Consider the following 14,185-nt stretch of genomic DNA (forward strand, 5'->3'; position numbering starts at 1 on the left):
GGCCCTTCTTCCATGCCTGCCGACCGGCCAACTCACCCGAACCAGCATGCTGTTCGAACCCCGCCGACCACGCGAGCGGATAGCGAACAGCCAGTAAGAAGTCAAGGTATTGCGGCACATGACGTTGGTGACGCAGTGTTGGCGCTCGTTGGAATCCCCCTCAGGAGGTACCCAGACCTGCTCACGCCAGTTCCCCACCGTCTTGATGGGGTGGATCACGGACCGCGATGATGCGAGGGTTGTCGAAACCTGGGGGAGGCGCAGTGGGTCTGGGGACGGTGGCGGTAACAGGCGCGGCGGGGATCATCGGTTCCGTGGTGCGCGAGGCGTTGCAGCGCGAGGCGGGGCGCTTGATCCTGCTCGACCGCGTGCCGTTGCGGCCCAAAGCCGAGAACGAGGACGTCCGCACTGTCGACCTCCGGGACGCGGCCGCCGTGGAGGCGGCGCTTGCGGGGGCCGATCGCGTGCTTCACCTGGGCGGTGTGCCGGACGAAGCGCCACTTCCGGATCTGCTCGAAGCCAACGTGCTCGGCACCCACCACGTCCTGGAGGCGGCGCGGCGCACGGGAATCGAGCGGGTGGTGCTGGCCAGCAGTAACCGCGTGACCGGCTTCTACCCCACGGGACATCTCACCGGTCCGCAGGAGCCGGTACGCCCCGACGGCCTGTACGGGGTGAGCAAGGCGGCCGTCGAGGCCCTCGGGCAGCTGTATGCCGATAAGTTCGGCCTGTCTGTGATCTGCCTGCGCATCGGCAGCTTCGAGCAAGCGCCCACCGAGCCCCGGCATCTGGCGACCTGGCTGAGCCCACGCGACGCCGTCGGCTACATCCGGGCCGCACTGACCGCTCCGCCGTCCACCCGCTTCGCCACGGTGTACGCCGTCTCCGCCAATACCCGCCGCTTCTGGGAACTTCCCAACTCAGCGGTACTGGCCTACGTCCCCGTCGACGACGCCCAACTCCACGCCGAGGACATCCCAGGAACAGACCTTCCGGCCGACCCCGCCGCACCCCAGGCCGGCCCCTATGCCCTGCCCGAGTTCACCCTTAAGCACCTCAGGCCCTGACCCGCACACCCGCGGTCGGGGCAGGGGAGAACAGGAGTGGTGCGAAGGCGCACTCCTCATCGAAGAGCTGCCGGGCCTTCAGGCAGTGATGGAGCTGTCCGAGGAAGCGGTTGAGCAGGTGGCGCTGGGCGGCATTGTGCCAGTCACCGTGTTCGCGGCGACGTCGGTAGTGGGCGTTCGCTCCGGGTGAAGCCTGGAGAGCTGAGAAGGCCCAGAGGAAACCCGCATGCATGAGCCGGTTGTTCTTGACGAAGCGGCGGCCGACGAAGCGTTTCTTGCCGGATGCACGGGTGATGGGAGCGGAGCCGGCGTAGGACTTGAGCGCTCTGGCGTCGGCGAAGCGGGTCCGGTCGTCGCCGATCTCGGCGAGGACGCGGGCTGCGAGCTGCGAGCTGGGGACCGAGGCCGGGGAAGCTGAGCAGGATCTCGCTGTCGACGTGCTGATGGAATGCGGCTTCGGTGGCCGTGGCGAGATCGTCCGCGGCCTGGCAGGCGGCATCCACCTGCTTGAGCAGCGCCAGCAACTGCTGGCCGAAGGCGTTCTCGACGGCCGGGAGGTGGTGGGCGTACTCACTGCGGAAGACAGTCCGCAGGCGCTCGGCCTCGGTGTCGAAGGACCGGGTGCGCCCGCTGCGTTTAAGGGCGGCCCGGATCTGGGCGAGGGTGAGCCGGGCCGACTTCGCCGGAGTCGGTGCCAGAGTGAGGATCACCCGGGCATCTGCCCTGGTCAGGCCGCCTTCCTTGCCCTGGAAAACGTGCAGGGCTGCGGGGTGGTACTCGCGCAGCAGCGAGCGGACCTGGTTGGCAACCTGCTGGCGGCTCCAGACGGCGTCCTGCTGGGCTCGGGCCAGCACCGCGATGGCCTGGGCGAGTTCACTGTCGGCGGGCAGCGGCCGGTGGGCGTGCATGTCGGTGCGCAGGATGTTCGCCAGTACCAGAGCGTCGCCGGGGTCGGACTTCTTGAGGCTGACGCCGTACCGGTACGCGGTAGCGGGCCGCAGCGAGCGGATTGATCGCGAAGATCTGGCGGCTGCCGGTGCGCAGGGCGGCCACGAGCAGGCCGTGGCTGGTCTCGATGGCCACAGGTATCGGGTCTCCGGGCTGTCGCCGTGTTCGGCCAGGAGGTCCAGGAGCTTGTTGTAACCGGCCGCGTCGTCGCTGATGCGGGCCTTCGCGAGCTGGGTGCCGGTGTCGTCGACGTCGGCGACGTCGTGGTGACGCTCCGCCCAGTCGATGCCGCAGAACACGGTCAAGCCATCCTCCTCAGATCCATTCATTTGTGCAGGTCACGAGCACATGCGGGTCACGCGGCGCCCTAATCCCAGGACTCACAGGTCCGCCATCTCAGCAGCCGTTCGCGACACCAGCACACCCCAGGGGCTCGATCTGTCTGCAGAGCTCACGGGCTCGCGGATGGAACAAGAGGTCAACCCTGGGGCAGGCTCGCGCCATGACGGTCAACGTCCGGCCGACCGCCGTGAGTTTCGCGGTGATCAGGGAGGCGCCGGGCTGTGCCGCTCTTGTCAGAGGCCTCGAAGGGCCCGGGGAAACGAAGGCGTCAGCCCGGCGCCCGCGTCATCACCGCGAAGCACGGACGGTGGCGGGCTCCGTGACGGTGGCGAAGGTGCCAGGCCTCGCCGCTCTAACGGGAGGACTCGCGGGTCCGGCGCGGTTCACACAGGGTCGGCCCCGAGCCATTGTCGGGGCCGCCACCGTCAGTCCTACGTTCGGATCAACTCTGCCGCTGTCCCTGCCGCATGGCCTCGTCCGTCATGTCGGTCACCTGGCCTGCCGGCGGTGCCTCGGCGTCGACCTCGGTGCCGAAGTCGGAGTAGTTCATCACCATGGTCATCTTGACCTGCTCGGGCGAGGCGCTGTTGTCCGCCTTCGCGCCGGCCCCGGCCGGAGCCTTGACCGTCATGTCGATCTGCTGGCGGCGCAGCCAGCCGTCGTCGTCGAGCCAGACGTGCATCGGCAGCTTCGGGCCGACCTGCTCGCGCAGCTGAGCGCCGCCCGGCAGTTCGGCGACGTTCACCGAGACCCGGTAGCGGGTGGTCTCGACATCGTCGACCTTCTCGGTACCAACCTCGGTGACGTCCTTGTCGGTGATCGCCTTGGCGTACGCGGCGGACTGGGCCGGGTCGCCGATCTGCTGGCCGCTCACTCCCTGCGCCTGCGCGGCCTTCTTCAGGTCGATCTTCATCCAGGGCTTGCCGCCCTGGGCCTTCTGCCCGGGCACCTTCTGATACAGCACCTGGTCGACGACACGCTGCTCGATGCTCTTACCCTCGGCGGTGACGGTCATGACGCTTTCACCCTCTTGGAAGTCGAGCGCGCCCTGGCCGTCCGTGGTGATCGACTGGCCCTTCGCGGACACCTTCATGTCGATCGTGATCTTGGCCGTCTCAGCCTCGGCCGTCTTGTCGTAGGCGGCCCGTACCGCGGTGGTGCCGTCCTCCTGGGCGCCCGCACTTCGGCTTGCGCCGGACGAGGAGCCGGCCTTGTCCGACGCCGGTTCACTGTCATTTCCACAGCCCGCCACAACGATGCTGCCCATCACCGCAGCCGTCCCGATCGCCGCGGCTTTCATCCTCCTGTTGTGCATGCGAATACCCATCCCCTCATCGACCGTCGGCCGACTTCTGCAGACCGACTTTCTGTCGTCCCGAATTCCCAAGACACAGGTGAACACGCCTGTCGCCTACGCGCCTTGGCGAGAAAATGCGGGTATGGCGAGGTGTAGGCGGGCTCTCTGAGACAACAAGCCGTTCAGCGCGAATGGACCTTGTGATCGGGGGAAACGTGCGCGCATTCCGGCAGTGGATGGTCATCACGGCCATCGCCGGAATCCGGAATCCATTCCAGCATTTGGAGTTCTGTATTCCGGATCGGTGATCTCACTGAGTCAGTAGCCAGAACTCGCCGTGCTCGCGCACCGGATGCGGATGCGGGTGTAGCCGGTCGACGGCTCGGTGGCGTCCGAGGCGGGGAGGCCCCGTGTCCCGCTTCGCCGGTTCGGGCCAGCGGGGGCACGGGTGGGGCAACCCGGGCCGCCCTCGATCGGGACCTGAACTGGTCAGGTCCGCTGGGAGCCAGGGGGAACCGCGGTCTCCCGCATGCACGGACCCGGCATCCGGGACGCAAGCGGCATCCGGACCGGCTAGTGTTCCAGGGCATCCTGTTCGTCCTGCACACCGGGATCGCCTGGGAACACCTGGAGATCGGCTTCGGGTCGGACATGACCTGCTGGCTCCGCCTGGCCGAGTGGACCGAGGCCGGCGTGTGGCCCCGGCTGCACGAGGTCCTCCTGGCCAAGCTTCGCAGCGCGAACGGCCTGGACTTCTCCCCCGCGGCGGTCGATGGCTCCCACATCCGGGCGTTGAAGGGGGAGCCAAGACCGGACGAAGCCCTGTCGACCGGGGCAGGGCGGGCAGCAAACACCCACCTGATCACCGACGCCGCCGGCATCCCACTCGCCGCCACCTTGACCGGCGGCAACCGCAACGACGTCACCCAGCTGATCCCGCTCCTCCAGGCCGTGCCGCCGGTGCGGGGTAAGCGCGGCCGGCCTCGGCGCCGCCCGGACGTGGTGCTGGGCGACCGCGGCTACGACCACGACAAGTACCGCCGCCAGGTCTGGGACCTCGGCGTGAAACCACTGATCGCCCGTCGCGGCACCGAGCACGGCTCCGGGCTCGGCAGCCAACGCTGGGTCGTGGAGCGCGCGTTCGCCCACCTGCACTGGTTCCGCCGCCTGCGGATCCGCTGGGAGATACGCGACGACATCCACGAAGCCTTCCTCACCCTCGGATGCGCACTCATCTGCTGGCGGCGACTGCGCTCCGTGTTGAGCGGCGCCGTGGGCTAGTCACCCGCCGCCAGTCGGTTGAGAACTTCCATCGGGGTGAAGCTCCAGCCGACGAGGCGCGGTCCGCTCCAGTTGATGCCGATCATGTATCCCTCTCGGGCGGCTTCAGGAAGATCGCGATCGCGCCAGGCATCCAGGGACATGGATTCAACACGTAGCCCATGCCCCCAGATCTTCGCCGCCCTCTGGGCCCGAGCTGAGGTCGACCAGTAGGGAAGACTTCGCGTGCCATCCGCGGAGGGGGGAGCCGGGCTTCCCTCGTCATCCCGAACAAACCAGACCACTCCGCTCTGACGGGCATCTCGGAAGAATGCTGCCGCTTGCGAACCGCTCTGACTCATGCCCATGAGCCTAGCGTTCCCCGTTACTCATTTCGTTAGTGGTTCTTAGTCCTGGCGCACCTGCGATGCTGAGACACCTACACCCAGCTGGCCACCGGGTTCGACATCAGCCTCAGCACCGTCTACTGGTACGTGAGCGAGGCCGTTGAACTGCTGGCCACGCTCAAGACCTGGCGACTCCTACGCAAGCTGCGGTGCAGCACCACCCGCATCACCAGCGCTGTTCAGGCCGTTGGCTTCGAACGAGACCATTTGCCCCAGGGGAACGCTTGGGTCCTATAGGTCGTTGCAACACCCGTCCTGAGGGATGTTGCGATGACCAAGCCGCGTCGGACCCATAAGAAGCGTGGACCCGCCCCGTTGGCGGAGAAACGTGATCAATACCTTCGGCTCATGGCGCAGTGAATGAGCGACTCGGCCGCGTGCCGCGAGGTGGGTATCAACCGGAGGACCGGGACCCGATGGAGGTACGGGCGCAAGGACACCGACCGGACGGGACGCGAACGGTTCTACCCGCCGATCGCCGCGGAGCGGACTTCCGACGTCTCGCCGCGTTACCTGTCGGAGGACGAGCGGATCACCATTGCCGACCTGCTGCGGGCCAAGAAGTCCCCGCGCGCGATCGCCCGTGAGCTCGGCCGCGCCCCCGCCACGATCAGCCGTGAGGTACGGCGCAACCGCGACCCCCTCGCGGGCAAATACCACCCGTTCAAGGCTCAGCGGCGAGCTGCCGTGCGCCCACGCCCGTTCGAAGGAGAGCAAGATACGGCGCGATCCGGAGCTGAAGCAGTTCATCCAGCAGCACCTGGACCGGCGCTGGAGCCCGGAGCAGATCAGCCAGGTCCTGCGCGCTGCGTTCCCGGACGAGCCGGACCGCCACCTGGCGCACGAGACCGTCTACCAGGCGATCTGCCTGCCACACCGCGGCGGCCCTGGAACGCAAGGCCGGCGTGCTGCGTTCCGGGCGGCGAGCCCGTCGCCGCCGTCGCCGTGTTGATGAGCGCGCCACCCGCTTCATCGACCCGGGCACTCTGATCAACCAGCGCCCGGCCGAAGCCACGGGCCGTCAGGTCGCCGGTCATGGGGAGGGCGACCTCATTGTCGGTCAGGGCAATCGCTCGGCGATCCGCACCCTGGTCGACCGCACCACCCGCTACGTCAAGCTCGTGCACCTGCCCGACGGACGAAGCGCCGAGCACGTCCGCGACGCCCTCGTGCACGCCTTCGCCGAGCTGCCAGCCGAGTTGGCGCGCTCGCTGACCTGGGATCAGGGCAGCGAGATGGGACGGCACGACGAGTTCACCCGCGCCACCAACATCCCGATCTACTTCTGTGAGCGGGCCAGCCCTTGGCAGCGCGGCTCGAACGAGAACACCGACGGACTGCTGCGGCAGTACTTCCCCAAGGGCACCGATCTGTCGATCTACAGCGCAGAGGACCCTGCCTTCGTCGCCGCCGAACTCAACGACCGCCCCCGCAAGCCCCTCGGCTGGCAGACGCCCTCGGAACTGTTCGCCAGGCTCGTCGCAACGCTGGAATGATCACGTGTTGCGACGCTCGCTGGAATCCGCCACGAGTTCGCTGGCCCGGATTAGCGATCTTGGGTGCTCGTTGTGAACGAGTCGATTGGCCCCACCTGAGCGAGGATCGCGTTGGGTGTCGACCGCCGGTTCAACCGCCCGCGATCGTAATCGGGTCGCTGTCGTTCTGGGCTCGCTGATACATATGTGCGATGGCAGGCGACGACTCCGGTGCGTTTCAGGCAGGGCAGTCGGGGCTCATCGTGAGGGTCCCCGAGGCGGAACCTGCTGTTCGAGCGTGGCGTGACCGGCTGGATCCCTCAGCCCGTGCGGGTGTTCCGGCCCATGTGACCGTCCTCTTCCCGTTTCTCGACGAGAGCCGCATCGACGACGGTGCTTGTGCTGCCATCGGAGAAGTGATCGGGCGTCACCGGCCCTTCGAGGCCCGGTTCGAGCACTGCGGGCGATTCCCGGGGATCTTGTATCTCGTCCCCGACCCGGACTTCCCGTTCCGCCGGCTGACCGAGGCGATCTCGGACCGGTGGCCGGAGGCCCCGCCGTTCGGCGGGCAGTTCGACGAGGTCGTCCCGCATCTGACCATCGCCCAGGGGCATGACGATGCCGTGCTGGAGGAGGCCGAGGCCGACCTTCGCGGCCGGCTTCCCGTCACTGCCCGCGTGTCGTCGGTCGATCTGATGGTCCACGACGGATCAAGGTGGCAGCAGCGGGCGTCGTTCGCGCTCCGGTGATTCCTCTGCCGGTCATCGGTCAGCCGCCGACCTGCCGGGCTGGCGGCGGCGCAACTGTTTCCAGGTCAGTCGGGGATGCTTGTAGCGAATCCAGAGAAGCAGCCTCCACCACCCATACCAACCGAGGTAGGAGAACGTCTTCTTGGACACGCCGTAACGGAAATAGGCAGCCCAGCCCCGTAGGACCGGGTTGACCGTCCGCAGCACCTCCTCCAACGAGTGCGATGTCGTATTCCGCCCCGTCAGCTTCTTGACCTTGTGCATCACCGACGCCAATGTCTGCTTGGACGGAATGGTGAGCACGACGCGACGGCTGTCGCCGAAGGGCCTCCGCTGGATGTGGAAGCCCAGGAAGACGAATCCGTCGGCGATGTGGGTGATGTGGGTCTTCTCGACCGAGACTCTACGAATCCGGCATCCCAGTCGGAGGATTGCTCGCACCTTCAAAGCCGCACCCGCCACCATCTACTGCTACATCACGCTCAAAGCCGCGAAATGAAGCTCCCGTCGAATGCTTCCTCGTGACCGACTTGCCCCTCCGGCGGCCCACCGAGCCGGCAGCGCACTCCAAGCCGCAGTGGAATTGGCAGAGTCTTCTCTGCAGAGATTCCTGTGCAGAGAAGACTCTGCAACCTACGCTGTTGGCATGCCCAACGAATCCGAACGCACATCACAGCCCGCCAAATCCGCCCGGCGCCTCAATGCGCGCAGCCTGCGGGGGCTGGCCCATCCGCTGCGCATGAACATCTTTGAGCTGCTCAGTCTGGACGGCCCCGCCACCGCCACCAGACTCGCCGAACGCCTCGGGGAGAACACCGGCACCATCAGTTGGCACGTGCGCCACCTCGCGGAACACGGCTTCATCGAGGAGGAAACCGGACGGGGCACGCAGCGCGAGCGCTGGTGGAGAAGGGTCGACGTCACCAATGAGCTGAACACTGCCGATTTCCGCGACGATCCCGACACCCGGGGCGCGCTGTCGGTCTACCTGCACGAACTGGTGCAGCAACACTTCAGCCGGGTCGTGAACTACATCAGCGAGGACTGGGACGACAGGTGGAGGACCGCCGGCACCGTCGCGGACTGGAGTGACCTGCGGATGACTCCGAAGCAACTGGAGGCGCTCAACCGGGAGCTGATGGCCGTCATCGCACGCCACACCCCTGCGCCGGACGCCGAGCCCGCCCCGGACGCGCTCCCTGTCGTCGTGCAGCTCCAGTCCTTCCCCCGCAAGGAGCGTGGGACCGCATGAGCCATGGCATACGCGGTGGCCTCCTGCGCCGCCATCGCGATTTCCGCCTGCTGTGGTGCGGCGAAACCGTCGGCAAGTTCGGCGCGTCCGTCACCGGGGTGACGATGCCGCTGGTCGCCGTCTCCACCCTGCACGCCAGCACGTTCGAGGTCGGCCTGCTGAGCGCCGCCGCCTGGGTACCTTGGCTAGTCATCGGTCTCCCGATCGGTGCCTGGGTGGACCGGCTGCGGCGCAGACCAATCATGCTAGCCGCCGCCGCAGTCTCCTTCTTACTCTTCGCCGGCGTCCCGGTCACCGCATGGTCCGGCTGGCTGAGTATCGGACCACTGCTGACCGTCGCCCTGCTGACAGGCACGGCAGCCGTGTTCTTCCAGACCGCCTACAGCGCCTATCTCCCCAGCCTCCTGGAACCCGATGACCAGCCCGAAGGCAACGCCAAACTGCACGGCAGCGCATCCGCCGCGCAGATTGCCGGGCTCGGCTCCGGCGGCCTGATCGCACAGTTGGCAGGTGCGGTGAACGGGATGTTCGCCAACGCCGCGACATTCCTCGTCTCCCTTCTCTGCCTCGCAGGCATCCGGCATCGCGAGCCACGCGTCACCAGAACCGAACATCGCCCCAGTTCGGTGGCCAGTGAAGTCCGCGAAGGCCTGCGGCTGATCGCCGTCGACCCCTGGTTTCGCACGTTCACCCTCTTCGGGGCCGCCTCCAACCTGGCCCTTATGGGATACCAGTCGATCCAGGTGGTCTTCCTGGTCCGGAGCGTCGGCCTGAGCCCAGGGACGGTCGGCGCACTCATCGCGGCCACCAGTGCCGGAGGCGTGGCCGGGGCATTCGCCGCACGCCGGGTCGCTCACCGGATCGGCACGGCCCGCGCGACACTGCTGTTCGAACTGGGACTTCCCATGCTCGCTCTGCTCATCCCGCTGACCGTCGGCGGAGCCGGGATCCTGCTCTTTGTGGCAGGCGGCTTCAGCGTCTCCGCGGGCGTCGTGGCCGGCAACATCATCAAGGCGAGCTTCCAGCAGCGCTACTGCCCGCCGGATCTCCTCGGTCGCCTCACCGCAAGTACAGCATTCCTCAGCTATGGAACGATCCCCATCGGAGCACTGCTCGGCGGCGCGCTCGGAACCGCACTCGGCCTCCGCACCGCCATGGCCATCACGACAGCGGGGGTCCCGCTCGCCGCACTGATCCTGCTCTTCTCCCCCATCCGGCGATCCCGGGACCTGCCGACGTCCCGCCAGCCAACGAGTAATTCCAAACTTCCGCTGGATTCTGATGGCGAGCCGGTCCTACCACGTCACTGAACACGACCGAACCTACGATCGCCCCCCGAGCGCCAGAACCTCCCGTCGGATCTCACGGGAGACTTCACACCCCGTGGACACGAAGAACTGAGACACAGCCGCCCACTCACAGTTGGCGAACACGAAGAACTGAGACGCCGGCCTCGGACCGTCTCACCACACGATGCATCATGCCTGCCAAAGCACTGGCCGAGAGCTGGATCCAATGAGACAGGACACTGATCCCCCGTGTGCTTACGCATGGCAACGCCTCTGGCGCGGGGCGAGTGCCGGTTACCGTGTGGTCAGGCATCACGTCGGTGCATTGCCCACCAACCGGCCACGAGCGCGGCTGCAAGCACCTGAGTCCTGTCATTGTCCCGCTCGCTGCTCGCTCAGCCGAACTCACCCTGGAGGCAGTACCGATGACCACCCGCCAGACACCCAGGGCAGGCAACACCCGCGCCGATCGCCGCTACGCTGAAACGCCACCCTGGGCTCGGGCAGAAGCCCCGCAGGGACGCTCTCAGGCAGAGAGCAGCAGGACCGCCGACCGCGAGGCGCGCGCCACCCCCACGCGGACGACACCACGCAGGTGTCCGCCGTCTCTGTTCCTCCGCCTCGTAGGAGACTCCCGATGGCTCGGGACCCGCACCTGCACTCCCCCGGACCCGCCCGACCCGAACCGCCCGGCCCGCCCAGCGCGGGGCTGCCGTTGGATGCCCCGCTGCTGTCGGTGCACGCCGCCGTGGTGTTCCTGGCGGCCGTCATCATCGGCCTCGTCGTGGGCGGGCTCATGTTCCTCCACGAGAAGTCTGTGCCTGCGGCCGTCGCGACGGGGTTGGTGACCGCTGGAGGCAGCGTTCCCATGCTGCACAAGCTGATCGGCCGACCGGCGGTGGGGCCGGGCTGGTCTGTCTGCCGGCCCCACCGCATGGCCCCTGGATCAGGTGCTCACTTCGGTGATGGCGTCCGCGATCAGGACGGGAAGGTGATCGATGGCGTGTTCCAGGAGCCGCTCGATCGGGACCGCGAACTTGCTGTTGTCGAGGTTGATGAGCGCGCCCCAGGCTGCGGGTTCGTAGCGGGCGAGCATGGACAGGGTGTACAGCACGGCCCACCAGGCCATCAACGGGTGCAGTTCCCGCTTCAGCGAGCCCAGGACAGGCAGCAAGCACCGGCTCCCGGCGTAGCCGCGGGTCAGGGTCCGCAGGTGAGCGAGCCGTTCTGCTGTCGTCGCCATTCCGTCGAATCCAGTGCCCACGCCCTCGGGCATGAGCCAGTTCATCCTGACAGCCGCGTTGGGAAGCCGGTCAGGTCAGCAGGGTCACCGAGTAGTCAAAGGTGGTCCCGGTGACGGTGTACGTGGCCGTCTGACCGTTGTCGCAGTAGGAAACGTAGGAGCTGCCGAACTCCTTGGTCCCGCCGACCGCCTGGATGTACGGACGGACGTCGGTGCCCTCCGCAAATGAGGTGGTGGACAGGTCGATGACCCTGGCCTGGTTGATCGGGTACTGGTCGGTCGGGGCCGACTGTTCGCCGGTTCGGGCGGTGGCGGCCCAGGACAGGACGAAGCCCGCGTTGTTGACGACGGCCACCTTCTGCACGCAGGGCTGGGCCTGTGCGGGCGCCGCCGCCGCGGTGACCGAGGGCAGGACGGCCATGGCCGTCACGCTCGCCAGGACAGCGGCCGCCCGGCGACGCATCCGGGTCCGGTTCATGATCGAAACTCCCTCCAGGCCGGGGCCGTCCCGGCCAGCGACCGCCGAGTTACCCGACGCACCATCAGGAAACCTCTGTTGTCCATGAGTTGCCGTTCGCCTTGAGTGATCAAGGAGTCCGAACTCATGCTGCTGGTGTCCTTGTTCTTCGTCCTGCGGCCAGGGCCCCTGGGGTGAGCGGGCGTCATGGCGGAGTTGCCAGCCAGTTCGACGCTTCGTCGGCGACCGTCCACGCCGACCAGCGTCCTCGACCGCGTGGTCCTGCCGGACGTAGTGCAGGTACGGCACGCCGATCCGGACCAGCCGCTGCACGACGGGCCCGTCCGGTCGAGCAGCCAGCTCATCCGCGACGACCGACATGATCTCCACGGCCGTGGGGCCGACCGGGTGCACGTGCATCTGGCTCTGGCACACATGGTCGCCGAATTCGCGCAGCCACTGGTCGAGCCGGGCCGGCGCCGGTGCGCAAAGCCACTAGCCCACGCTTTTGTGGGTGAGTGGCCCGCGTTCCGGTGATGTGTAGGCGGGATCTGCATCTGATGGCACGAATTATGCTGAGGCCCCGCCTCATCAGCTCAGGGAGCTTCGTGCCGCCGTCCTTCGCTCATCAGATTACCAAGTACAGCCCCGCCGACCGTGACGAGCGCGGGCACTACACGGGTGCTGAGGACACGGTGAGCGACCACGGACCGGTCGAGGCGGCCTACTTGGAAGCGATCGCCGCCTTCGCACGGGAAGCGGGCATCGACACACTGGAGATCCGTGAACCCGCGGTCACCGGCTTCGTCAACTTCGGCCTGGAAGAACCGCTTGACGGCCATGGCCTCGCCGGCCTGTTCCCGCCGGACCTGACTGGCTACTACGACGGCGCCGAAGTTTCACTGTCTGTAGCGCTGGAGCTGGTGCGGACCATGCTTCGCGACGAGGGTGCTTGGTGCCGGTTGGAGCGCGAGGACACGTTCACCATCCACGTCGGGTGGGACCAGTACGTGTACGTCAGCAGCGACCGACCCTGCGACGCAGCGGTCGCCCGGACACGTGAACTCGGCCTGTTTGCACAACCGATCAGCGCCTCCCCCTACGCGGCTGATCTTGAGGAACCTGAAGTGACCGAGGCTGCCGACGAGGACTTCTGGGAACGAGTCCGCGTCGAACTCGCGTCGCAACAGACGCTGCTCCTGGAAGAGGCCTACGTCCGTAACGCGACCCGTTGGCACCGCCTCACCGCGAGCAATCTCGACCCGGTACGCGCTGGGCTCGGTCCTCGCGCGCTCCTGACGATCTGGGCCGGACCTCAACCCCGAGGTTGACGAGGTCCTTGCTGCGCTGCCCGCGGACGCCTCCATGGACTTCGTCTGGGAGGCACCAAACGGAACGATCCGCCACGTCACCGTCGACGAAACCGATCACCAACGGCTCGCCTCCCTGGTCGCGGGCGCGAAAGCAGCCTGCTCTCTGCCCCTGATTCTCGACGAGCGCCACCCGCTGTTCCATGCCGCCTTGCCGGATAGCGACGGCGTGCTGCGCGCCAGGTGGTGACCAGGCCACCGCTGACGCCGTGGCTGAAGTGGCAGTCCCGGCCGTCCTACGACTCTGGTGGGACGGCCGGACCGGGCAGGTCGAGAACGCGGGCGAGAGCGGTTGTGACGGGAGCGCAGTAGTCAGGCAAGTGCCCGGATGCCCAGTCGGCTGCCAGTGCGAGGAAGTCAGCCAAGTCGCGCTCGGCGCCGGCGAGTAGGTGGTGGAGCTCGGTGATGGGCAGTGTGATCACCGGACTGTCGCGCTGCTCTGCGTTGACAGTGAGTCTGACGATGCCGCCGAAGCGCTCCGCAAGCGGTGACACGGGATCGTGGCCGAATCCAAGCGGGTTGCCGTCGTCGGCGAACCGATGCCAGTCGCGCCAGCTCTCCAGCCCGTCACAGCAGCCAGGCAGGAAGGTGACGCTCGTGGAGGTGTCGATGACTCGCAGACCGCCCGGGGCGACGATGTCGTCCTCAAGCGTGAGCAGTCCGCGCAAGAAAGAGCCGAGAGCGTTGGCTGGCCGTGGTAGGTGATCGTCATCCGAGTCGACCTCGTTGTAGTCGGCGATGCGCATCACGACCGCCCCTACTTCGGCGGGTGAGAGCTCACCGCTGAGGCGCAGGAAGCTGAACGGCTCGAAGTCAGCGACAGGCCAAAGATCGAAGCCGTCAGGTGCGTACATCTCCAGCACGGGCTGCATCGTGATCACTCTGGGAAGTGTTCCGTACCCGCCGCCCGTATCGCCTCCCGATTACGCCGAGCTTCCTCGTCGCGGCCGACCGGGCTGAGCACCTTCGGCTGTGCTGCCCTGCGCAAAAGGAGGTGTACGCCGAGATCTGGGACAGGACAGCCGGCGG

15 protein-coding genes and 2 pseudogenes are annotated in these 14,185 nt (G+C 67.2%); 8 read left to right on the forward strand and 9 right to left on the reverse strand.

Translation table 11 applies throughout. The features are described 5' to 3' along the window. A partial coding sequence (locus ACZ6BB_RS39975) for a hypothetical protein (protein WP_471620016.1) occupies positions 1-219 on the reverse strand: 219 nt, incomplete at its 3' end. 95 nt (positions 220-314) lie between these two features. On the opposite strand from ACZ6BB_RS39975, the gene ACZ6BB_RS39980 reads away from it, so the two are divergent. Then, on the forward strand, positions 315-1,067 hold the full coding sequence (locus ACZ6BB_RS39980; RefSeq protein WP_471620017.1) for an NAD-dependent epimerase/dehydratase family protein: 753 nt from the start codon (positions 315-317) through the stop codon (positions 1,065-1,067). Here the strand turns inward: ACZ6BB_RS39980 and ACZ6BB_RS39985 are convergent. From ACZ6BB_RS39985 to ACZ6BB_RS39995, 3 genes and pseudogenes are all read right to left on the reverse strand, one after another. Then, on the reverse strand, positions 1,057-1,566 hold the full coding sequence (locus ACZ6BB_RS39985) for a transposase (RefSeq protein WP_471620062.1): 510 nt from the start codon (positions 1,564-1,566) through the stop codon (positions 1,057-1,059). The genes ACZ6BB_RS39980 and ACZ6BB_RS39985 overlap by 11 nt on opposite strands. A 328-nt stretch (positions 1,567-1,894) precedes the next feature. Next, positions 1,895-2,344 (reverse strand): annotated as a pseudogene (locus ACZ6BB_RS39990) (IS110 family transposase); the annotation flags it as partial. Positions 2,345-2,799: 455 nt separating this feature from the next. Then, positions 2,800-3,684: an SCO4651 family lipoprotein gene (locus ACZ6BB_RS39995; RefSeq protein ID WP_471620018.1), complete on the reverse strand. Its 885-nt coding sequence runs from the start codon at positions 3,682-3,684 to the stop codon at positions 2,800-2,802. Positions 3,685-4,152: 468 nt separating this feature from the next. Here ACZ6BB_RS39995 and ACZ6BB_RS40000 point away from each other — a divergent pair, with 468 nt between their 5' ends. Continuing rightward, entirely contained in the window at positions 4,153-4,935 is a 783-nt protein-coding gene (locus ACZ6BB_RS40000) for an IS5 family transposase (protein WP_471620063.1), read from the forward strand. On the opposite strand, the gene ACZ6BB_RS40005 is transcribed toward ACZ6BB_RS40000, so the two are convergent. After that, positions 4,932-5,282 carry a DUF2750 domain-containing protein gene (locus ACZ6BB_RS40005; protein ID WP_471620019.1) on the reverse strand — a complete coding sequence of 117 codons (351 nt, stop codon included), beginning with the start codon at positions 5,280-5,282 and terminating at the stop codon, positions 4,932-4,934. The two genes, ACZ6BB_RS40000 and ACZ6BB_RS40005, sit on opposite strands and share 4 nt — an antisense overlap. A 399-nt stretch (positions 5,283-5,681) precedes the next feature. On the opposite strand from ACZ6BB_RS40005, the pseudogene ACZ6BB_RS40010 reads away from it, so the two are divergent. Continuing rightward, positions 5,682-6,817, forward strand: a pseudogene (locus ACZ6BB_RS40010) (IS30 family transposase). 191 nt (positions 6,818-7,008) lie between these two features. Then, on the forward strand, positions 7,009-7,545 hold the full coding sequence (locus tag ACZ6BB_RS40015) for a 2'-5' RNA ligase family protein (protein WP_471620020.1): 537 nt from the start codon (positions 7,009-7,011) through the stop codon (positions 7,543-7,545). 12 nt (positions 7,546-7,557) lie between these two features. On the opposite strand, the gene ACZ6BB_RS40020 is transcribed toward ACZ6BB_RS40015, so the two are convergent. Beyond that, on the reverse strand, positions 7,558-8,010 hold the full coding sequence (locus ACZ6BB_RS40020) for a group II intron maturase-specific domain-containing protein (protein WP_471620021.1): 453 nt from the start codon (positions 8,008-8,010) through the stop codon (positions 7,558-7,560). Positions 8,011-8,191: 181 nt separating this feature from the next. Here ACZ6BB_RS40020 and ACZ6BB_RS40025 point away from each other — a divergent pair, with 181 nt between their 5' ends. Then, positions 8,192-8,797, forward strand: coding sequence for an ArsR/SmtB family transcription factor (locus tag ACZ6BB_RS40025; protein ID WP_471620022.1), 606 nt, complete (start codon positions 8,192-8,194; stop codon positions 8,795-8,797). After that, the gene (locus tag ACZ6BB_RS40030; RefSeq protein WP_471620023.1) at positions 8,794-10,107 is read left to right on the forward strand and encodes an MFS transporter; all 1,314 of its coding nucleotides are present in this window, start codon (positions 8,794-8,796) and stop codon (positions 10,105-10,107) included. The genes ACZ6BB_RS40025 and ACZ6BB_RS40030 overlap by 4 nt, the downstream gene beginning before the upstream one ends. Before the next feature lie 925 nt (positions 10,108-11,032). Here ACZ6BB_RS40030 and ACZ6BB_RS40035 read toward each other — a convergent pair. Together ACZ6BB_RS40035 and ACZ6BB_RS40040 are read right to left on the reverse strand one after the other, a co-directional pair. Further along, positions 11,033-11,329: a YaaC family protein gene (locus ACZ6BB_RS40035; protein ID WP_471620024.1), complete on the reverse strand. Its 297-nt coding sequence runs from the start codon at positions 11,327-11,329 to the stop codon at positions 11,033-11,035. Positions 11,330-11,399: 70 nt separating this feature from the next. After that, positions 11,400-11,807, reverse strand: a complete 408-nt coding sequence (locus ACZ6BB_RS40040; RefSeq protein ID WP_471620025.1) for a hypothetical protein — start codon at positions 11,805-11,807, stop codon at positions 11,400-11,402. 587 nt (positions 11,808-12,394) lie between these two features. On the opposite strand from ACZ6BB_RS40040, the gene ACZ6BB_RS40045 reads away from it, so the two are divergent. Together ACZ6BB_RS40045 and ACZ6BB_RS40050 are read left to right on the forward strand one after the other, a co-directional pair. Next, positions 12,395-13,117: an RNA-binding protein gene (locus tag ACZ6BB_RS40045; RefSeq protein ID WP_471620026.1), complete on the forward strand. Its 723-nt coding sequence runs from the start codon at positions 12,395-12,397 to the stop codon at positions 13,115-13,117. A gap of 34 nt (positions 13,118-13,151) precedes the next feature. After that, a complete protein-coding gene (locus ACZ6BB_RS40050; protein ID WP_471620027.1) occupies positions 13,152-13,346 on the forward strand; it encodes a hypothetical protein in 195 nt (64 codons plus the stop codon). A gap of 46 nt (positions 13,347-13,392) precedes the next feature. On the opposite strand, the gene ACZ6BB_RS40055 is transcribed toward ACZ6BB_RS40050, so the two are convergent. Further along, on the reverse strand, positions 13,393-14,028 hold the full coding sequence (locus ACZ6BB_RS40055) for a hypothetical protein (protein ID WP_471620064.1): 636 nt from the start codon (positions 14,026-14,028) through the stop codon (positions 13,393-13,395). Between the last annotated feature and the right edge of the window lie 157 nt (positions 14,029-14,185).

Source organism: Streptomyces sp. NPDC041108, from assembly GCF_055592645.1.